Annotated in this window: 18 protein-coding genes; 9 read left to right on the forward strand and 9 right to left on the reverse strand. The window is 60.9% G+C overall.

The window, feature by feature from the left end; translation table 11 throughout:
• Positions 1-265: 265 nt before the first annotated feature.
• From pstS to pstB, 4 genes are all read left to right on the forward strand, one after another.
• A complete protein-coding gene (gene pstS / locus ACI2KS_RS08720) occupies positions 266-1285 on the forward strand; it encodes a phosphate ABC transporter substrate-binding protein PstS (protein ID WP_404619107.1) in 1020 nt (339 codons plus the stop codon).
• 70 nt (positions 1286-1355) lie between these two features.
• Entirely contained in the window at positions 1356-2351 is a 996-nt protein-coding gene (gene pstC, locus ACI2KS_RS08725) for a phosphate ABC transporter permease subunit PstC (protein WP_404619109.1), read from the forward strand.
• On the forward strand, positions 2348-3226 hold the full coding sequence (gene pstA / locus ACI2KS_RS08730) for a phosphate ABC transporter permease PstA (RefSeq protein ID WP_404619111.1): 879 nt from the start codon (positions 2348-2350) through the stop codon (positions 3224-3226). Before pstC ends, pstA begins: the two co-directional genes overlap by 4 nt.
• Positions 3226-4005 carry a phosphate ABC transporter ATP-binding protein PstB gene (gene pstB, locus ACI2KS_RS08735; RefSeq protein ID WP_404619113.1) on the forward strand — a complete coding sequence of 260 codons (780 nt, stop codon included), beginning with the start codon at positions 3226-3228 and terminating at the stop codon, positions 4003-4005. Before pstA ends, pstB begins: the two co-directional genes overlap by 1 nt.
• 183 nt (positions 4006-4188) lie before the next feature.
• On the opposite strand, the gene ACI2KS_RS08740 is transcribed toward pstB, so the two are convergent.
• The gene (locus ACI2KS_RS08740) at positions 4189-5121 is read right to left on the reverse strand and encodes a LysR substrate-binding domain-containing protein (RefSeq protein ID WP_404619115.1); all 933 of its coding nucleotides are present in this window, start codon (positions 5119-5121) and stop codon (positions 4189-4191) included.
• A 249-nt stretch (positions 5122-5370) separates the two neighbouring features.
• Between ACI2KS_RS08740 and ACI2KS_RS08745 the strand changes: the two genes are divergently transcribed.
• The 4 genes from ACI2KS_RS08745 (at position 5371) to ACI2KS_RS08760 (ending at position 9200) form a co-directional block, all read left to right on the forward strand.
• Entirely contained in the window at positions 5371-6171 is an 801-nt protein-coding gene (locus tag ACI2KS_RS08745; RefSeq protein ID WP_404619117.1) for a glucose 1-dehydrogenase, read from the forward strand.
• Positions 6164-8014: a glycoside hydrolase family 15 protein gene (locus tag ACI2KS_RS08750; RefSeq protein ID WP_404619119.1), complete on the forward strand. Its 1851-nt coding sequence runs from the start codon at positions 6164-6166 to the stop codon at positions 8012-8014. Before ACI2KS_RS08745 ends, ACI2KS_RS08750 begins: the two co-directional genes overlap by 8 nt.
• A gap of 16 nt (positions 8015-8030) precedes the next feature.
• Positions 8031-8240: a DUF2945 domain-containing protein gene (locus ACI2KS_RS08755; RefSeq protein ID WP_404619121.1), complete on the forward strand. Its 210-nt coding sequence runs from the start codon at positions 8031-8033 to the stop codon at positions 8238-8240.
• 282 nt (positions 8241-8522) lie between these two features.
• Entirely contained in the window at positions 8523-9200 is a 678-nt protein-coding gene (locus tag ACI2KS_RS08760; protein WP_404619122.1) for a hypothetical protein, read from the forward strand.
• Positions 9201-9348: 148 nt separating this feature from the next.
• Here ACI2KS_RS08760 and ACI2KS_RS08765 read toward each other — a convergent pair whose 3' ends face one another.
• From ACI2KS_RS08765 to ACI2KS_RS08790, 6 genes are all read right to left on the reverse strand, one after another.
• The gene (locus ACI2KS_RS08765) at positions 9349-10779 is read right to left on the reverse strand and encodes a DUF2723 domain-containing protein (RefSeq protein WP_404619124.1); all 1431 of its coding nucleotides are present in this window, start codon (positions 10777-10779) and stop codon (positions 9349-9351) included.
• Positions 10780-10817: 38 nt separating this feature from the next.
• On the reverse strand, positions 10818-11789 hold the full coding sequence (locus ACI2KS_RS08770; protein ID WP_404619125.1) for a YbhN family protein: 972 nt from the start codon (positions 11787-11789) through the stop codon (positions 10818-10820).
• A complete protein-coding gene (locus ACI2KS_RS08775; RefSeq protein WP_404619126.1) occupies positions 11786-12526 on the reverse strand; it encodes an SDR family oxidoreductase in 741 nt (246 codons plus the stop codon). The genes ACI2KS_RS08770 and ACI2KS_RS08775 overlap by 4 nt, the downstream gene beginning before the upstream one ends.
• 8 nt (positions 12527-12534) lie before the next feature.
• A complete protein-coding gene (locus ACI2KS_RS08780; RefSeq protein WP_404619127.1) occupies positions 12535-13851 on the reverse strand; it encodes an FAD-dependent oxidoreductase in 1317 nt (438 codons plus the stop codon).
• Positions 13848-15299, reverse strand: coding sequence for a UbiA family prenyltransferase (locus ACI2KS_RS08785; RefSeq protein ID WP_404619128.1), 1452 nt, complete (start codon positions 15297-15299; stop codon positions 13848-13850). Before ACI2KS_RS08785 ends, ACI2KS_RS08780 begins: the two co-directional genes overlap by 4 nt.
• A gap of 175 nt (positions 15300-15474) precedes the next feature.
• Entirely contained in the window at positions 15475-15744 is a 270-nt protein-coding gene (locus ACI2KS_RS08790; RefSeq protein WP_404619129.1) for a transmembrane sensor/regulator PpyR, read from the reverse strand.
• A gap of 218 nt (positions 15745-15962) precedes the next feature.
• On the opposite strand from ACI2KS_RS08790, the gene norR reads away from it, so the two are divergent.
• Positions 15963-17528, forward strand: coding sequence for a nitric oxide reductase transcriptional regulator NorR (gene norR, locus ACI2KS_RS08795; RefSeq protein ID WP_404619130.1), 1566 nt, complete (start codon positions 15963-15965; stop codon positions 17526-17528).
• Between the two features lie 153 nt (positions 17529-17681).
• Here the strand turns inward: norR and ACI2KS_RS08800 are convergent, their stop codons facing one another.
• Positions 17682-17861: a hypothetical protein gene (locus tag ACI2KS_RS08800; RefSeq protein ID WP_404619132.1), complete on the reverse strand. Its 180-nt coding sequence runs from the start codon at positions 17859-17861 to the stop codon at positions 17682-17684.
• A 96-nt stretch (positions 17862-17957) separates the two neighbouring features.
• Positions 17958-19403, reverse strand: a complete 1446-nt coding sequence (locus ACI2KS_RS08805; RefSeq protein ID WP_404619134.1) for an MFS transporter — start codon at positions 19401-19403, stop codon at positions 17958-17960.
• Between the last annotated feature and the right edge of the window lie 28 nt (positions 19404-19431).

Genomic DNA, 19431 nt, shown 5'->3' on the forward strand with positions numbered 1-19431 from the left:
TCGCTTCAATTGAGGCCAAGGTCAGCGTCAGGGCCCCGACCATGGCTCATTGACATTAAATTCTCCAAAACTAGACAACCCCCGGTTTCTTCAATGAAACCGGGGGTTTTGCTTTTACAGGCTGTAGGAAATCACCTACAAAAATCGCCGGGATTCACGGCCTGTCGAGAGACTGTCATCAAACAGAAATGTTTCCGGTTTTAAATCTGCCTCGGGTCTTCAACTGTGACCACAAACACACAAATTCTCTTGTTGAGGTATTGCCGTGATTCTGCTGACTAAACAACGCCTGTCGCTTCTGCTGGCTTCGATGTGCCTGACCGGCATGGCACACGCTACTGACGTCACCGGCGCAGGCTCCAGTTTCGTATTCCCGGTTATCTCCAAGTGGTCGCAGGACTACAGCAAGGACGCTGCGCATCGCATCAACTACCAGTCGATCGGCTCGGGCGGTGGTATCGCTCAGATCAAGGCGGCTACCGTTGACTTCGGTGCTTCCGACGCTCCTCTGTCTGCCGATGACCTCAAGGCCGCGGGTCTGGGCCAGTTCCCAAGCGTGATCGGCGGTATCGTTCCGGTGGTCAATCTGGAAGGCATCGGCGCCAATGGCATGAAGCTCAGCGGTCAGGTACTGGCTGACATCTTCCAGGGCAAAATCACCAAGTGGAACGATCCTGCACTGGTCGCCCTGAACGCCGGCGTCAAGCTGCCTGAAACCGCGATCACGGTGGTTCACCGTTCGGACGGCTCGGGTACTTCGTTCAACTTCACCAGCTACCTGAGCAAGGTCAGCGACGCCTGGAAGTCCGGCCCGGGTACCGGTTCGGCCGTGCAATGGCCCGTCGGTGTGGGCGGCAAGGGTAACGAGGGCGTGTCGGCGTACGTGAAACAGATCAAGGGTTCGATCGGTTACGTTGAATACTCCTACGCCACTCAGAACAAAATCGCTTACACCCAACTGGAAAACGCTGCAGGCAAGTTCATCAAGCCTGACGCCAAAGCCTTCGCTGCTGCCGCTGATACCGCCGACTGGGCAAGCGCCAAGGACTTCAACCTGATCATGACCAACGCCCCGGGCGACGCTGCATGGCCGATCACAGCGACCACCTGGATCATCATGTACAAGCAGCCGAAGAATGCCGAGAAGAGCCAGGCTGCGTTCGACTTCTTCAAATGGTCCCTGGAAAAAGGCCAGACCCAGGCCGAGTCGCTGGAATACGTCGCTCTGCCTAAATCGCTGGTCAGCAAGATCGAAGACTACTGGAAAACCGAGTTCACCCAGTAACTCGACGTTATCCGGCTTACCCCTGTCACCGAGCGCTCGGTGACAGGGTTTCCTTGCGAGTGGACCCACCATGACTGAGAACACCCAATACATGTCCGCTGTGATTCCGGATGTGATATCCGAGAGCGAAAAACGCGCGGCCCGCGATCACCGACACGACGCCTGGTTCCGGCGCGCGATGCTGGGAGCGGCTCTGTTGGTGCTGCTGTTGCTGGCGAGCATCGCCGGCTCGACACTCTGGGGCGGAGCTCTGGCGTTCAAGACCTTTGGTTTCGAATTTCTTACCAGTACCGAATGGGATGCAGTCAACGGTCATTTCGGCGCACTGGTGCCGATCTACGGGACCTTGGTGACATCCTTTCTCGCGCTGCTGATCGCCGTTCCGGTGAGCTTCGGTATCGCGATTTTTCTGACTGAAGTCGCGCCGCCCTGGTTGCGCATGCCGATTGCCTCGGCGGTCGAGCTGCTGGCGGGCATTCCTTCGATTATCTACGGCATGTGGGGGTTGTTCGTGTTCGGCCCGTTCATGGCCGAAAACATGGCCCCGTGGATCAACGACAACCTCGGCGCTCTGCCGCTGATCGGCCCGGTGTTCCAGGGCCCGCCGCTGGGCATCGGCATGCTCACCGCCGGTATCGTGCTGGCAATCATGATCACGCCTTTCATTACCTCGGTGATGACCGAAGTATTTCGCAGCGTGCCTATCGCCCTCAAGGAATCGGCCTATGCGCTGGGCGGTACGACCTGGGAAGTGGTCTGGGACATCGTGCTGCCCTACACCCGCTCGGCGGTGGTCGGCGGTATTTTCCTGGGCCTGGGCCGGGCGCTGGGTGAAACCATGGCCGTGACCTTCGTGCTGGGTAACGCGCACAACTTCTCCGCGTCGCTGATGATGCCCAGCAGCTCCATCGCCTCGGTCATCGCCAACGAGTTCAGCGAGGCCTACACCGACCTGCACCGTTCTTCGCTGATTGCCCTGGGCTTCCTGCTGTTTGTCGTCACCTTCATCGTGCTGGCGATTGCCCGTCTGATGCTCTCTCGTCTGTCGCGCAAGGAGGGTCTATGAGTAAGGCCGATAACGAAAACCTGTACCGGGCCCGCGCGATCAAGAACATGATCGCCATGGTCCTGAGCTGCGGCGCTACGGCGTTCGGCCTGCTGTGGCTGGTGTGGATACTGCTGACCACCATCGTCAATGGTTTTGCGGCGTTGAACCTGCGCCTGTTCACCGAGATGACCCCGCCACCGGGTTCCGAAGGCGGGCTGGCCAACGCGTTCTACGGCAGCTTCCTGATGTCCGGCATGGGTCTTGTGATCGGCACGCCGATCGGCCTCATGGCCGGGATCTGGCTGGCCGAGTTCGCCCGCCATACCAAGCTGGGCAACGCGGTTCGCTTCATCAACGACATCCTGCTGTCGGCGCCGTCGATCGTGCTGGGGCTGTTCGTGTATACCGCGGTGATCCTGCCGCTCAGTGCCGTGACCAACCATCAGGTCGGCTTCTCGGCGCTTGCCGGTGCGCTGGCCCTGGCGCTGCTGGTGATCCCGGTGGTGGTGCGCACCACCGATGAGATGCTTCAGCTGCAGCCATCGACCATGCGCGAAGCGGCGCTGGCGCTGGGCGTGCCGCAGTGGAAGCTGACCCTGCAGATCGTCCTGCGCGCGGCCAAGGCCGGGGTGGTCACCGGCGTGCTGCTGGCGCTGGCGCGCATCACCGGCGAAACCGCGCCGCTGCTGTTCACCGCCTTTGGTAACCAGTTCTGGAGCAGCAATGTGCTCAAGCCGATTGCCAGCGTACCCGTGGTGATCTTCCAGTACGCCATGAGCCCGTTCGATGACTGGCATTCCCTGGCCTGGGCCGGTGCCCTGATTCTGACCTTGTTCGTGCTGATCCTCAGCCTGTGTTCCCGTCTTCTCCTTTTGCGCAATAGGGCGTCCTGATGAATAACCTTTCCCTTGCCGATGAAAAAACCAAAATCCAGGTACGCGGCCTCGAATTCTTCTACAACGACAACCGCTCGTTGAAGTCCATCGACATGAACATCCCGGAAAAGCGCATCACCGCGATCATCGGGCCATCGGGTTGCGGCAAGTCGACCCTGCTGCGCGTGTTCAACCGCATCTATTCGATGTACCCCAAGCAGGAAGCGCGGGGCGAAGTGCTGCTCAATGGCGAGAACATCCTGGCGCCCGGCTATTCGATGAACCGCCTGCGCAGCCATGTCGGCATGGTGTTCCAGAAGCCGGTGCCGTTCCCGATGTCGATCTACGACAACATCGCCTATGCCGTGCGCCACCACGAAAAACTCTCCCGTCGCGAGATGGAAGAGCGGGTCGAAGAAGCGCTGCGCGGCGCCGCCCTGTGGGATGAAGTCAAGGACAAGCTCAAGCAGAGTGCCCAGAGCCTGTCCGGTGGTCAGCAGCAGCGTCTGTGCATCGCCCGCACCATCGCTTTGCGCCCGCAAGTGTTGCTGTTGGACGAACCAACCTCGGCACTCGATCCGATCTCCACCGGTCGCATCGAACAGCTGATCACCGAGCTCAAGGAGCAATTCACCGTGGTCATCGTCACCCACAACATGCAGCAGGCAGCCCGTTGTTCGGACTACACCGCGTTCATGTTCATGGGCGAGCTGATCGAGCACGGCGACACCGACACCATCTTCACCAAGCCGTCCAAGACCCAGACCGAAGACTACATCACCGGTCGGTTTGGCTGATTCAGGGTTAAGGTTGCACGCGCAACCCGGGGCAGATTCCATCTCCTGCGCCGCGTGCTTTGATCGCTCCTACGCTGCGCGTGGTAGCACCTCCCTCGACGCTCCGCGTCGCCCGTTGCGTGACGCAGAGCGTCACGGGCGGCGATCAGCTGCCTGCAGCTATGTGCAGTCTGGTGACCGCCGTCAGGCCAGCGGCGCGCGCGGGATCGCGCTGTGATCGCCCATGAACTGCTCCAGTCGCTTGCGCATCCAGCGTTCTGCAGGATCGGTATCCATCACGCTCAGCCAGACCATCGACAGCTCCAGATTGGGGGTGATGAACGGCAGCGGCTCGCCACGCAGCAAGCCGCTCTTGTTCATCGCCAGCGTGAGGTGGTCCGGCAGGTTGCACAGCAGGTCCGTGTCGGCCATCAGCGCCGGCAGCGTGCTGTACTGAGGGACCGACAGCACGGCTTGACGCTTGCGCCCGATCGCCGCCAGCCATTCATCGGCGAAGCTTGAGATGTTGGCGACATGCGACACCACCACATGCGGTCGCGAGCAGTATTCATCCAGGGTGATCGGCTCGGGCGAGGCGTCGGCGCGCACCACCATAGGCTGCACGCTGCGCAGCAACTTGCGCTTGGCATTGGCCGGCAGCTCGCGGGTCAGGCACACGCCGACGGTGATCTCGCCGGACATGAGCAGGTCCGAGACATTCCAGTAATTGACCTGCTTGATGACCAGCACGATGCCGGGCGCTTCCTCGCGTATGGCCCGCAGCAGCGGCGGCAGCAGACTGTATTCGACGTCATCGGACAGGCCGATGCGAAACGTCATGTCACTGCTGGCCGGATCGAACTCACGGGTCAGGCTCAAGGCCACGGACATCGCGTCCAGCGCTGGCGACAGATGATGAATGATTTCGTTGGCGCGGGCGGTGGGCTCCATACGATGACCCACGCGGATGAACAAGGGATCGTTGAACAGTGCCCGGAGGCGGTTGAGCGCGGCGCTGATGGTGGGCTGACCGAGAAACAGCTTCTCGGCGGCACGGGTCACGTTGCGCTCCTGCATCAAGGTCTCGAACACCACCATCAGGTTGATATCGGCCTTGCGCAGCTCATTGCGATTCATAAAGCGTCCCCGTTGCCCAGCATTCGGCCCCTGCGTGTGAGAGAAACCGGCGAATGATCGGCGACAGTTTATGGAGCGCGCCTGGCTGGCGTCCAGCGTAACCGCATGTTTCGCGGACCGGTTGGTTCATGCGGGTGCCTGGCTGGACGAATGCCGGCAGGGTCCGCGCAACCTTGGCCGATCCACACTGAACTTCCAGCCAGCCGCGTCAGTCAGCATTTAAACGTTCACCATGAGGCTCGACATGCCATGCTGATTTCCTTGAAAGGCCAGGTCGCGCTGGTGACAGGCGCCAGTTCCGGGCTGGGTGCTGGAGCGGCCAGAGGGCTTGCGGCATCCGGAGCGGCGGTGGTGGTCAATTACCATTCCCAGCCGGAGCCTGCACAGAAGCTGGTGGATGAAATCCTCAAAGCGGGTGGCCAGGCGATTGCCGTCGGCGCCGACGTCTCGAAGGAGCAAGAGGTTGAAAAGCTGTTCGCCGAAACCCTCAAGGCTTTCGGCAGGCTGGACATCCTTATCGCCAACTCCGGGCTACAGAAGGACGCGCCGATCGCCGAACTGAGCCTGGAAGACTGGAACACCGTCATCAACGTCAACCTGACCGGCCAGTTTCTCTGCGCTCGCGCCGCACTGCGCCAGTTCGCCACCCAGCAGATCCGTCCCGACATCTCCCGCGCGTTGGGCAAGATCATCCACATGAGCTCGGTGCATCAGGTCATCCCCTGGGCGGGCCACGTCAATTACGCGGCCTCCAAAGGCGGGGTCGATCTGTTGATGCGCAGCATCGCGCAGGAAGTCGGCGAGCAGAAGATCCGGGTCAACAGCATCGCGCCCGGGGCGATTCGCACGGCGATCAATACCAAGGCCACCAGCGGCGACGCCCAGAGCAAGCTGCTGGAATTGATCCCCTATGGCCGCGTCGGCGAGTCCGAGGATGTGGCTAACGCAGTGGTCTGGCTGGCATCCGATGCCTCCGACTATGTGCACGGCACCACGCTGTTCATCGACGGTGGCATGAGCCTGTATCCGGAGTTCCGTCACAATGGCTGAGCACTCGCGTCCCCTTGAGGACGACCCGCGCAATGAGGCGCAGAACCCCATCGAGAACCACGGCATCATTGGCGACATGCGCAGTGCCGCACTGGTGGCGGACACTGGCAGCATCGACTTCTGTTGCTGGCCGGAATTCGACAGCCCGAGCATTTTCAGCGCGCTGCTGGACACCCCGGACGCGGGGATCTTCCAGTTGTCGCCGATCCTGCCGGACGCCCGTCGCCAGCAGCTGTATCTGCCGCAGACCAACGTGCTGATGACGCGCTGGATCGCCCGGGATGCGGTGGTCGAAGTCACGGACTTGATGCCCATTGCCGAGAATGTCGAAGATCTACCCCGACTGGTGCGCAGGATCCACGTGCGTCATGGCACCACCCGGGTGCGCATGCTGTGTCGGGTCAGGCATGACTACAGTCGCGCGCAGACCACCGCGCGAGCCGACGGTGAGGATGTCTGTTTCGAGGCAGACGGCCAGCCGGCGATGCGTCTGTCGGCGACCACCGAATTGAAAATCGATGGTCAGGCTGCGGTTGCCGAGTTTGCGCTCAAACAGGGCGAGATGGTCGAGTTCATGCTCGGCTGCGCGGCCGATGAACGGGTCAAGGCCAGCCAGTGCGACCGTGATCTGAAGAGCACGCTGTCGTACTGGCGACGCTGGAGTCGGCATTCGAACTACCGCGGCCGCTGGCGTGAGGTCGTCAACCGCTCCTCGCTGGCGCTCAAGCTGCTGACGTCGCGCATGCACGGCGGTATTGTCGCCGCGGCTACCTTCGGCCTGCCCGAAGAGCAGGGCGGTGGGCGCAACTGGGACTATCGCTACACCTGGATCCGTGATGCGTCGTTCACCGTGTATGCATTCATGCGTCTGGGCTACACCGATGAGGCCAATGACTTCATGCAGTGGGTGCGCGACCGCATGGGCGACTGCTGCGACGACGCAAAAAAACTTGGCATCCTCTACGCCCTCGACGGCCGCGAAGAGCTGCCCGAAGAAGACCTGACGCATCTGTCCGGCTACGGCGGCGCGACCCCGGTGCGCATCGGCAACGAGGCCTACAAGCAGACCCAGCTGGACATCTATGGCGAGTTGATGGATGCGGTCTACCTGGCCAACAAATACGGCGAAGCGATTTCCCATAATGGCTGGCAACACGTGACCCGGCTGGTCAATGAACTTTGCGAAAACTGGCGCAGTAAGGACGTTGGGATCTGGGAGATGCGCGGCGATGACCAGCATTTCCTGCACTCGCGGCTGATGTGCTGGGTGGCACTGGATCGCGCCTTGCGCCTGTCTCTGAAACGTTCGCTGCCGGCGCCCTTCGAGCGTTGGGACAAGGAGCGCCAGGCCATCCATGACGATATCTGGGAGAACTTCTGGGACCCTGAGCTCGAGCATTTCGTCCAGCACACCGGCAGCAAGAACCTGGATGCCTCGATGCTGTTGATGCCGCTGGTGAGGTTCGTCGGCGCCAGTGATCCCAAATGGCTGTCGACCCTTGAAGCCATCGAGCGGACACTGGTGCGCGACGGCATGGTGTTTCGCTATCGCAATGACGACGAACACGGCGACGGTCTGGACGGTGAAGAAGGCGCCTTTGTCGCTTGCTCTTTCTGGTACGTCGAGTGCCTGGCGCGCGCAGGGCGGGTCGAGCAGGCGCACCTGGAGTTCGAGCAATTGCTGCGCTACGCCAGCCCGTTGGGCTTGTACGCCGAAGAGTTCGACGTCCACGGGCATCATCTGGGCAATACACCGCAAGCGCTGAGCCACCTGGCATTGATCAGCGCGGCGAATTTTCTGGATCGCAAACTCGAAGGCGGCCAGACCCTCTGGCAGCCCTGAAAACAGGAGAGTAAACATGGCCCATGCCTTCAAGACCGGCGACCACGTGCGTTGGAATTCCGACGTCGGCCACGTCGTCGGAACCGTCACCAAGGTTCATGTCAAGGATTGCGAATTCATGGGCCGACACCGCACCGCCTCCAAAGACGAACCGCAGTACGAAGTCAAAAGCGACAAGACCGGGCATCTGGCGATGCACAAGGAAGGCGCGTTGGAGAAGGTATAGCCACAACATACCGCCCCTGTTCTGGCCACCGGTTATCGGGACCAATGACGCTATCTATGTTTTCCATAGTCGCCTTGCCATTGTCAGTGCCGTCGTATAGTTAGATTAATTGGCGATAAGCGTTATAGCGAACAATTAAACAGGGTGCGTTAAGTATATGAAAATCGGGGGAACGACGAAGCTGGTTGCAGGTATGCTGATGCCGAGTTGATTGTGGTAGGTTGACATCCTTGGTCCGCGTCCAATAATGGGGCGCGTCAATAACGTTTAAGGATGACGGACATGATCAATGCCAAGAGTGCCAGGAAGGTTGATTCAAAGGTGGATGAGGTAGAAGTTCGCGACAACGGTGTTAAGGTCGGGTCAGCAGCGTTGATAGGTGGAGAATGGAGTTATCCAGCTACGGGCCTGCCAATTGGTCGACATAGCTTTACCGCCCACTATGAGGGAAAAACCGCCGCGGCGTGGGTCCTGGATATCCAACCGCCCACTCATCTCGATGATTTCGAAGACGCGCCAGTTGGCGCTTTTCGCACAATTCAACGCCCCTATTTTAACGGCGTCGTCACAGTTACAGGTGGTTCTTATGCTTTTTGGACCCCTGCGCAAATAACGAATGTTCCTCGGCGCCTGCAACTCTATGCTAACGCGAACTCTCTATTTTATTACTTCGATACCGCCTTGGAGATGACGTTTAACGAACTTTATTCCGAAATAACCTTCTGGGGTAATAGCGTAGCCGCAGGAAATGGTAATGGGAAGATCGAGGCTTTAAATCAGAGCGGAGTGGTGATACAAACCGTTCAGTGTCCACCTTCAGCAACGTTCAATCCGACTTTTGGCTCTCCCGGCAAGGGGGAGATAAAATCTCTGAGATTTGTTTTGAGGCATGGAAGTGTAGACTATGCAGCACAGGATTATATGACACTTCAAATTGATGATTTGAGGCTGACTAAGTAGATGGAATTCGCCTGAAGACTTTACGAGTATCACTGCCTGCCGTTCGAAAATGACCGTGCAGGCAGTCGTGTGATTGAGATGCTCTGAGTTCCTCAGCGCTGGCACAGTGCTCCTGTGAGAAAACTGCTGGCAGTTCAGGACGTGGTATTCACTTCGCCCGCAACTCATACCCTACCGGCAACGTCTCCAACGTGAACCGGTCGGCGATCATCCCGCAGTAGCTGGTGCGGGCGAGGAAGGCGCCGGGACCCTGGAGGTAGTGATCGATGTCCTTGACCTCGTCACAGGACTCGAATGTGCGGCCCTTGAGCAGGCCGCTGGCCTGGGCCGAGCGCAGGGCACCGTTAGGCGTCCAGTCGGCGATGATCAGCGCGCCTTGTGGGGCGGATTGCTCGTAGCTGCGCACGAACTCCTCGGCCGAGCGGTCGCTCAAGTAGGGCGCCATGAAGTAGTGGATGTCATCACGAAACGGCAACGGCTCCTTGTGCGCCGGCAGTCCGATTATGCCGCTGGCATAGATGGCGAATACGCCGAGGATGGTCACCGGTGCAACCAGCGGCGAAGCATTCAATACGCCGGTGGTAGCGCTGCGCGGCAGCAGCCTGTGCAATTGCATCACGCCGATGATGCTCACCAGCACAGCCCCAGGCAGGAAAAACGTGAAGCGGTCGGTGACATCGTAGGAGATCGCGAAGACGAAATTCATCATCGCCGCGCACCACAGCAGCCGCAGCCCGGGGTTTTTCGGAAACAGCACCAGCCCCACTATCTGCGGACCGATCAGTGACAGCACCAGCAGCACCACCGAGTTCTTTTCGTGCCACATGTCATCGAAGCGGAACAGCGCACCTTGCCAGCTTTGCTCGGTGGTTTTGTCGGGGATGCCGATCAGGTAGCGGTGACCGATGTCGATCAGCCCCAGGCCGCCACGCATTTCGTTGACGATGCCAGGGAATGCCACCGCAAAGCCCAGCAGGAAGCCGGGCAGGGTCATCAGCGTACGTGCCCTGTGCTGCCACAGCAGCTGCACATAAAGCGGAAACAGAACGATGAAAGTCAGCTGATGGATGGCCGCCGCAAGCCCGGTCAGCAGGCCGATGAGAAACAGTTTCTGCAGAGCGCCCAGGCGTGATTTCGCATCGAAATGGACCATGTACGCCAGGGTCACCAGCAGCGTGTGCAGCAGATACACCTCGGCCTTGGTCGAGATCCAGAACACGCAATGACAGAGGATCGCCGCCGCCGCCGACAGCAACGCGGTTTGCGCCGTCGCGCCCACACCCCTGGCCAGCCGGTAGATCGCCCAGGCCAGCGGGATCAGCAACAGCGAGTTCATCAGGCTCAGCACATGCGAGCCGAAGCCTGCGTACAGCGCAGTGGTGAAAAACAGGTACAGCGGATGGTCCAGCGGGCCCAGGGTCTGGCTGAAATACTGACCCTCTGTTGCGTCGGCCAGGAACATGCCGTTGTCCATCCACTGGATCGGCCCGCTCGAGGCCAGAAAACTGGCGATGATTGCCCCGATCACCAACAGCAGGGGAATCAGAATCGATGCTCGAGAACGTACTGCTTCCACCATGACTTGCACTCCTGTCCCTTTACCACTTGGAAAAAACGTTATTGAACCGGCTGGCTCTGAGGGGCGGTTTCGCCCTTGAGCTTGAACAGCATCACCGCGCCAATGGCCACGGCGAACCACAAGGTCGCCAGGCGAATCAGGACCGTGGCGGCCACCGCGTCGGCGCTGTTCATGCCCTTCCAGACCAGCAGCCCGACCATCACCGCTTCCGCGCCACCCAGGCCGCCGGGCATGAAACTCACGGCCCCCGCGAGCATCGCCAGGGCATACACAAACACGGCAAAGGTCAGCGGGATATCGGCGCCCATCCAATGCAGGATCCAGTCGAAGGCCACCGCTTCGGCGCTCCAGGCGACCACGCTGAGCAGGGTCAACCCCAGCATCAGGCGCAGGCGATGGCATTGCTGGGCGTGCACCAGCACCTGCAGCAGATGACGCAACAGGCCGATGACCTTGCCGCCCTCGGTGGGCACCATCAAGGTCAGGCGCTCCAGCAATCGACGCTGCGACAGCACCAGCAATCCGACCAGCACCAGGCCCACGCCGACCACGATCATCGGCAACGCCTCGGGGTACAGCGACAGCCCGAACAGGGTCAGCAGCACCACCGCGAACAGATCCGACAGGCGCTCGCTGAAAAACGCCGCGAAGCTCTGCGGATAGGGCACGCCCCAGCGCTTGAGGAGCACGCCACGCAGCGCTTCACCGGCCTTGCCGGGCGTGGTGGTCAGGGCAAACCCGGCTAGATAGATGTTCAGGCTCGGGCGCCACGGCATCGGATGACCCAACACCCTGAGGTAGGACTGCCAGCGCATGAAACGCAGGCCATAGTTCAGCGACGACATCAACAGCGTGATGACGATGCCGACCAGCCCGACTTCGCCGACCGCAGCGCCAACCGCGTGCCAGCCGCCCCACAGTGAGAATCCCAGATAGCCCAGCGCCGAACCGACCACCGACAACACAACCGCCCGGTAGCGCCAGCCGGACAGGTGCAGTGACTCGCTCACAGGTTGAGCCTCTTGAACACCGGCTGCGGGATCGAGCGGATGATCAGCATGATCAAACCCCAGAAGCCGGGCGCGTAGAGCGTGGGGACCTTGTTGGCGATGCCCTTGACGATGCGTTCGGCGACCTGTGCCGGTTGCGCCAGCAGCGCGGCAGGCAACGACAGGCCCTGGGTCATGGGCGTGTCGACGAAACCGGGCTTGATCGTCGTGACATGCACCCCGACCTTGAACAAGCGGGCCTGCAGGCCTTCGCAATAAGTCGACACCGCCGCCTTGGCGCTGCCATACAGATAGTTGGAGGGCCGGCCGCGGTCTGCTGCCACCGAGGAAATGATCGCCAGGCTGCCGCAGCGCTGGGTCTCGAATTGCATGGCCAACCCCGTCAACAGAGCGATTACCGACGTGCAGTTGTTGGCGAATTCGCGCAGCGCCAGATGCACGTCGCGCTCGCAGGCTTTCTGATCGGGCAGGGTGCCGTGGGCGATCAGGGCGATATCGATCTGGCCCAGCGCGGTCAGGCAGCGACTGAGCATCAGTGGATGGGCATCGATGTCGTTGGCGTCCATTTCGTGCAGGGTCACGTTCTTCGCACCCCGCGCCTTGAGATCGGCGGCCGTCTGCTGCAGTTTTTCGACATTGCGCGCAACGAGGAAAAAATCGCTGCCTTCGCTGGCCCATAGACGGGCACAGGCACTGGCGATGGCCGAGGTGGCACCGATGATCAGGACTCTTTTCATGGCTGTTTTCATAAGATCACGCGGCTCCAGAAACGGGACATCAAAGAGGGATCGCGCAGCGCTTCCAGACGCTCCCAGGCGGGGTACGCCCGGCGAAAGTCGGCGCCGCTCATATGGGCATCCTTGGCCGGATACAAGCGGCCTCCGGCAGCCCGGACGATGTCGTCCAGGCGCGGGAATACAACGTCTTCCAGGTGTTCGCTCTGTGGGAAATCCAGGGCCAGCGAGGTGCCGGCCATCGGGAACGACAGCAGGCCCGGCGAGGGGATGTCGCCACAACGTTTGAGCACCGCCAGAAACGAGCCTTGCCCGGCATCGGCAATGGCCCTCAACAACTCGCCCATGGCCGTCTCGGCGTTGGCCGTCGGGATCACGCATTGATACTGCTGAAACCCTCGGCGGCCGTAGATGCGGTTCCAGTGCAGGATCCGGTCAAGGGGATAAAAGAACGGCTCAAAGGCGCTGCGGCCCTGTTTGCGCTGGCTGGGGTGCACCCGCCAGTACAGGTTGTTGAAGGCGCTCAGCGACAGCTTGTTGATCAGCGACACGGGCGGGGTGAGCGGCATGCTCAGCCGGGCGCCGCGGCCGGTCTCCAGGCTGCCGTAGTGCGCATGATCGCCGACGATGAACACGCCGCGCCCGGTGTCGGCGCCTTTGGCCAGACAGTCGATCCAGGCCACGCTGTACTCATGCTTGTCGTCGAGTTCGTCAGCCAGGGAAAAGAACTCGGCCAGATTGGCAAAGCGCACGGTGGTGGTGTCGATCTGGCTGGCGCGGATCGGCATCAGCTGGATCTGCGCCCAATTGATGACCCCGGTCAGCCCCAGGCCGCCGATGCTCGCCGAAAACATCGGGGCATTGGCGTCGGGCGAGCAGATCAGCTCAGGCTGGCCATGACGCAGCAGGCCGAAACCGAGGACGTGGCGTCCGAACGTGCCGCGTACATGGTGGTTCTTGCCGTGCACATCGTTGGCGATGGCGCCGCCCACGGTGGCGAACTGGGTCCCCGGTGTCACCGGCAGAAACCATCCCTGGGGGATGGCCACCGTCAGCACCTCGGCCAGGGTGATACCCGCTTCGACCTTGAGCACACCGCGGGTCCAGTCGGCTTCGATCAGGCGGTCGAGCGAGCGCATGTGCAACACCTGGTCGCTGGCGGCCAGGCAACTGTCGCCATAACTGCGGCCATTGCCATAGGGAAGACTGGTGTGGTGATCGTCGATGACCCGGTCCCGCTGTGCCGGCAATTCGTCCAGCCAGACACAACCATGGCCACGCTGCGGACTGCGGGGGAAGCGTCCCCAGGAATACAACGGCGTGCTCATGCGGCGATCCAGAACATCAGCAGAAACACTGCGCCGATCATTTGGCTGGTGCGGTCGCGGATGGCGAACACCACCGGATCCTCGTTCATCATTCCGCGATGGGTCAGCATCCACACCCGGGTGACCCAGAACAGCAGCAGCGGACAGGCCAGCCAGATCACATGCGGGGTGCCGTACAACGCGGTGGTCTGGGTGTCCTGGATGTACAGCGCCAGCACCATCACCGCCAGGTAGCCTGAAGACGCGCCCAGCGACGCGATCATGTCCAGATCACCGGGGTAGTAACCGCGTCCGCGGGCCAGGGTGGTGACGTCACGCACCCGTGCATCGCGCAGCTCGGCATAGCGCTTGACCATTGCCAGGCTGAGGAAGATGAACATCGAGAACGCCAGGATCCAGAACGTCAGCGTCAGGTTGAAGGCGGCGACCCCGGCAATGATCCGTGCCGTGTAGAGCATCGCCAGCACGATCACGTCTACTGCCATCTGGCGCTTGAGTTGCAACGAATACGCAAGGGTCAGGCCGTAATAGGTCGCCATCACCGCCGAGAACTGCCAGGGCAACAGCGCCAGCGCTGCGCCGAAGGCGATCAGCAGCAGGGTCGGTACGAACACCAGTCCGGCCTTGATCGACAGCCGGCCGCTGGCAAAGGGGCGATTGCACTTGCTCTTGTGGTGTCGATCATCGCCCAGGTCCAGCAGGTCGTTGAGGATATAAACGCTGGAGGCACACAGGCCGAAGCAGAAGAAGGCAAAGACGCCGTCGCGCATCAGGTCGAATTGGGTGAAGCGGTGGGAGGCCAGCAGCGGCACGAAGATCAGCGCGTTTTTCAGCCACTGATGCATGCGCATCGCCTTGCGCCAGTCACGCACCCCCGAGGTATTGGTGCGCAGCGTGGGCTCGACTTGGGTCATCGCCGTTACCCGACCTTCGACGCCTCGCTCAGGGTTGACCACATAGGCCTGACGGGACACTTTCCAGATAGGCAGGTCGTCTTTGGAGTTGCCGACGTAATCGAAACCACCTTCGCCATAATGAGCAACTAACAGGTCGCGCTTGTTATTACCGGACAAGTTTCGATTGGTATTGGAGGCCAATACCAGATCAAACAATTGCAGATGCTCGGCAATACGTTCAGCCAGACTTACATGGCTTGCCGTGGCCAGCACGATCATCCGCCCGGTGGCCTTTTGCGTCTGAATCATTTCGATGATCTGCGGGTCATAAGGCAGGACCGAGACATCGATCTGCGACTCCAGCGCCAGACCTTCCTTGAGCGCCGCCTTGCCTTTGAGTAGCCAGCCGAGCATCTTGAAGACCTTCAGTGGCGTGCTTCTGACGAAGGCCATCGCGGTCTCCATCAGCAGATCCGAACGCAGCAGGGTGCCATCCAGATCAACAACCAAGGGGGGGAAAGTTTCTTCAACTCGTCCCTGAATTCTTGCCATGTCGAGTACTCCTTCCGGGGGTTGACTCGACTATAAACAAAATAGTTTTTCTACAACTTCATTTAAATTAAAGAGCCTTTGGCTGAACGCCGAGCACTTGGCGCCAGAATAAAACGTTGGTCCATTGAGCGGCTTGCACGGCAGAACGTTTCAGTTCTGAAACAGTCGCTGTCGGTTATTTGACCATTAACGGATGACTGTAAACCGGCGTGGCGTGCAGTTTGCGCAAGTTGTGTTGCGACAGCAGCCGCATGACGTAGCCGATCTTCAGCAGGGTCGGGCCGAGGATGGTCATGGCGTGCAGGCTGACCAGGGCGGGCAGGGTCAATTGCAGGTCCAGCAGATAGGCGCCGACGATGCCGGTCAGGAGCATGGCAAGACCGGCCCACAGAACACGCGAGGACAGGCGCAGGACGCTGACGGGGTTGAGGAAGAAATCAAACATGGCGGTGACTCCTGTTAAGTAGGGCTTGGGCGCGCTGCCTTTACCGGTACTGAGAGCTATATCAGGATCCGTGCCAATTTAAATATGACGTTTAATCAAGGAGTTGCGATGTCCGAGTCATAACGACCTGTTCGGGTCGCTGTCGTTTTAACCTTGGTCGCTGTCATAATGACCGCGCTTTTCGCCCCTCGATCTGGATCGCTGCATCTGGAGTCTTCATGACCAATCCCTTGCTGCTGGCGCTGGTGCCCCTTGTCGCCGATCTGTCCCGTGACCTGCCCGATGAGGAGCGCTACCGCCGTCTGCTGCGCTCGTTGCGCCAGCTGTTGCCGTGCGACGCGGTGGCCTTGCTCAGACTCGAAAACGATGTGCTGGTGCCGTTGTCCGTAGAGGGCCTGAGCCCGGACACGCTCGGTCGGCGCTTCAAGCTGGGCGAGCATCCCCGGCTCGACATCATTGCGCAGAACCGCGAACCGACCCGGTTTTCCACCGACTGCGATTTGCCGGATCCTTATGACGGGCTGGTGGACGGGTTGCACGGGCACCTTGAAGTCCACGACTGTCTGGGCTGCCCGTTGTTTGTCCAGGACAAGCTGTGGGGGCTGATTACCCTGGACTCTCTGGACCCATCGAGTTTTGGCAGTGTCGATCTGGATAACCTGCAGGCGTTTGCCAGCCTGGCAGCGGCGACGGTAATGGCCAGTGAGCGGATCAATCAATTGGCGCGCAGCTTCGAGGACCAGCGGCAACTGGCCGAGGTCTACAAGCGCGCGGCGGGAGGGCGCGCGCCACGTGAGCTGATCGGGCAAAGCCCGGTGCATCGACGTTTGCAGCAGGAAATCCAGCTGGTGGGCAACAGCCCGTTGACCGTGTTGATCACCGGCGAGACCGGCGTTGGCAAAGAGTTGGTCGCCGAGGCCATCCACTTGCAATCGCCACGTGCACAAAAGCCTCTGATCAGCCTCAACTGCGCAGCGCTGCCGGAGCTGTTGGTTGAAAGCGAGTTGTTCGGTCATGTCAAAGGCGCCTTTTCCGGCGCCGTGAGCGGGCGCAGCGGCAAGTTCGAGCTGGCCGACGGCGGCTCGATCTTCCTCGACGAAGTCGGCGAATTGCCGTTGCCGGTGCAGGCCAAGCTGCTGCGGGTGCTGCAGAGCGGTCAGTTGCAGCGGGTAGGCTCCGACCAGGAGCACCGAGTGGACGTGCGCATCATTGCCGCGACCAACCGCGATCTGGCCGAAGAGGTGCGCGCCGGGCGCTTTCGCGCCGACCTGTATCACCGCTTGAGCGTCTACCCCCTGGTGGTGCCGCCATTGCGAGAGCGGGGTCGGGATATCGTGTTGCTCGCCGGTTATTTCCTCGAAGAAAACCGCGCACGCATGGGGCTGCGCAGCCTGCGCATGAGCCCCGAAGCGCAACAGAGCCTGATGACCTACACCTGGCCCGGCAATGTCCGTGAGCTTGAGCATCTGATCAGCCGCGCGGTGCTCAAGGCGCTGTCGGCGCACCCTGAGCGGCCGCGTATCCTGACCATCGAAACCCAGGCGCTGGGACTGGACAGCGATGTGCAGGTGGCGGCCGTGACGGCGGCGGCCCCGACGCTGCCGGGCGCAGCCATTGTGGTCAAGCCGGGGGAGGGGCTCAAGGAGGCGCTCGATGCGTTTCAGACGGTGCTGATCAACGATGCGCTGCAACGCCATCAGGGCAAATGGGCCGAAGTGGCGCGGGAATTGAGCCTGGACCGGGCCAACCTCAGCCGGTTGGCCAAACGGCTGGGAATCCGCTGAGCGCAAGACCCGTTGGCGTGCACTGACTTAACTCCGTCGCCTGCATGGCAATCGGCTTGCAGGCGGCAACGGTCGGGACATCGCGACCGCCGGCAAGCCGTGCTGCCTGTATGTTGTCAGGGTGCCGAGGTGCCCGGCGCTGCGATGTCAGCGCTAGGATTCGGTCTGAAAGTCGCCTTTCTCCGGGACCATCTCGGTGCCCGGCTCGAAGCCCGTCCGTGGATCGCAACCTTCGTTGATCAGGTCTTCCCGAGGATCGGGGTCGGGGACGGTCTCGGGGAAGGTCACCTCATCTTTTGCCGCATCAGGGTTTTCAGGACGTGTACCGCTCATGATGTTTCTCCTGCCAAGGGGTGATGTGAGTTGGAGAAACCACCCCGGTCGGCGTTCAAACAACTGGATGAGCGGCGCAGCGATGCAACCGGGCCGTCAACGGTGAGCGATATCCTCCAGCGCGAGGTTGCGGGTTTTGGGCCCGAACGCGCCGATGGTGATCATCACGATCAGCATGCTGATGACAATGAACGTCAGCACCCCCGGTGTGCCGAAGTGATCCAGGAACAGACCGATCAGGAGGCTGCTGAACACCGTCGACAAACGGCTGAACGAGTAACAGAAGCCCACTGCGCGTGCACGGATATTGGTGGGGAACAGCTCACTCTGGTACGAGTGATAGCTAAAACTCAACCAGGCGTTGCAGAAGGTGATCATCACCCCGCAGAAAATCAACCCGAACGCGGTGTTTTGCTGGGCGAACAAGGTGCCGAAGACCATCGCGCCCAGCGCCGACCCGACGATCTGCCATTTGTTTTCGAAACGATTGGCGAATTTGACGAACAGCAGCGGGCCCAGTGGGTAGGCCAACGTGATGATGAAGGCGTACCCCAGGCTGTGGGTCACGCTCACGCCTTGACCGGACAGCAGCGCAGGCAGCCAGTTGCCAAAGCCGAAGAAGCCGATGGCCTGAAACACATGGAACACGATCAGCATCAGTGCGCGGCGACGATAGGGCGGTTGCCAGATGTCAGCGAAGCGGCCTTTGCCTTCAACCGCGACGTTGTGGGTCTCGGGTTCATCCAGCGCCTGGCCGTGATCCTTCACGCAACGCGCTTCCAGGTCGTCCATGATCTGCTCGGCCTCGTTGAAGCGCCCGTGCTGGGCCAGCCAGCGCGGCGACTCGGGCAGGCGCGAACGCAGCCACCAGATAAACAGCGCGAACACCGCGCTGGCCAGCACCACAAAGCGCCAGCCGGCGATGCCGAACGGATCCTGTGGCACCAGCCACCAGGACATCAGCGCCACCGAAGGCACCGACAGAAACTGTACGAAAAAGGCGAAGGCGAACGCTGAACTGCGCATGCGCTTGGGCACCAGCTCCGACAGGTAGGCGTCGATGGTTACCAGCTCGATGCCCAGACCGATGCCCACCAGAAAACGCATGCAGATGATGCCCAGCGCCGAAGTCTGAATGCCCATCAACACCGTGGCGACGGTGTACCAGATCAGGGCGAAGGTGAAAATCGCGCGGCGGCCAAAGCGGTCGGCGATGGGGCTGAGCAGGCTGGCGCCGAGAAACAGCCCCAGAAACGTCGCCGAGGCGAACGCGGCCTGATCGGAAAAACCGAATACGCCGGCGCTGCCGGTGGCGAACAGCCCGGCGCGAATCAGTCCGGGGCTGATATAGGCGGTCTGGAACAGGTCATACAGCTCGAAGAAGCCGCCGATCGACAGCAAGGCCACCAGCTTCCACAGCGTCGCCACAGCGGGCAGACGGTCGATGCGGGCGGAAATGAGCGCGGCGCGGATCGGATCGACGCCGTCGCCGTCCTTAAGCAGTGCATCAGAAGGGACATGGGTATGAGAAGGGGAGGACATTATTGTTTTCCGGTTCCGTGGGACGACG

The organism is Pseudomonas sp. NPDC087358 (assembly GCF_044900785.1).
Taxonomy (GTDB): Bacteria; Pseudomonadota; Gammaproteobacteria; order Pseudomonadales; family Pseudomonadaceae; genus Aquipseudomonas.

What these genes read in the sequence shown, in the direction of transcription:
- pstC (WP_404619109.1), top strand. Translation starts at nt 1,356, where the DNA reads ATGACTGAGAACACCCAATACATGTCCGCTGTGATTCCGGATGTGATA.
- pstA (WP_404619111.1), top strand. Translation starts at nt 2,348, where the DNA reads ATGAGTAAGGCCGATAACGAAAACCTGTACCGGGCCCGCGCGATCAAG.
- pstB (WP_404619113.1), top strand. Translation starts at nt 3,226, where the DNA reads ATGAATAACCTTTCCCTTGCCGATGAAAAAACCAAAATCCAGGTACGC.
- ACI2KS_RS08740 (WP_404619115.1), bottom strand. Translation starts at nt 5,121, where the DNA reads ATGAATCGCAATGAGCTGCGCAAGGCCGATATCAACCTGATGGTGGTG.
- ACI2KS_RS08745 (WP_404619117.1), top strand. Translation starts at nt 5,371, where the DNA reads ATGCTGATTTCCTTGAAAGGCCAGGTCGCGCTGGTGACAGGCGCCAGT.
- ACI2KS_RS08750 (WP_404619119.1), top strand. Translation starts at nt 6,164, where the DNA reads ATGGCTGAGCACTCGCGTCCCCTTGAGGACGACCCGCGCAATGAGGCG.
- ACI2KS_RS08755 (WP_404619121.1), top strand. Translation starts at nt 8,031, where the DNA reads ATGGCCCATGCCTTCAAGACCGGCGACCACGTGCGTTGGAATTCCGAC.
- ACI2KS_RS08760 (WP_404619122.1), top strand. Translation starts at nt 8,523, where the DNA reads ATGATCAATGCCAAGAGTGCCAGGAAGGTTGATTCAAAGGTGGATGAG.
- ACI2KS_RS08765 (WP_404619124.1), bottom strand. Translation starts at nt 10,779, where the DNA reads ATGGTGGAAGCAGTACGTTCTCGAGCATCGATTCTGATTCCCCTGCTG.
- ACI2KS_RS08775 (WP_404619126.1), bottom strand. Translation starts at nt 12,526, where the DNA reads ATGAAAAGAGTCCTGATCATCGGTGCCACCTCGGCCATCGCCAGTGCC.
- ACI2KS_RS08780 (WP_404619127.1), bottom strand. Translation starts at nt 13,851, where the DNA reads ATGAGCACGCCGTTGTATTCCTGGGGACGCTTCCCCCGCAGTCCGCAG.
- ACI2KS_RS08785 (WP_404619128.1), bottom strand. Translation starts at nt 15,299, where the DNA reads ATGGCAAGAATTCAGGGACGAGTTGAAGAAACTTTCCCCCCCTTGGTT.
- ACI2KS_RS08790 (WP_404619129.1), bottom strand. Translation starts at nt 15,744, where the DNA reads ATGTTTGATTTCTTCCTCAACCCCGTCAGCGTCCTGCGCCTGTCCTCG.
- norR (WP_404619130.1), top strand. Translation starts at nt 15,963, where the DNA reads ATGACCAATCCCTTGCTGCTGGCGCTGGTGCCCCTTGTCGCCGATCTG.
- ACI2KS_RS08800 (WP_404619132.1), bottom strand. Translation starts at nt 17,861, where the DNA reads ATGAGCGGTACACGTCCTGAAAACCCTGATGCGGCAAAAGATGAGGTG.
- ACI2KS_RS08805 (WP_404619134.1), bottom strand. Translation starts at nt 19,403, where the DNA reads ATGTCCTCCCCTTCTCATACCCATGTCCCTTCTGATGCACTGCTTAAG.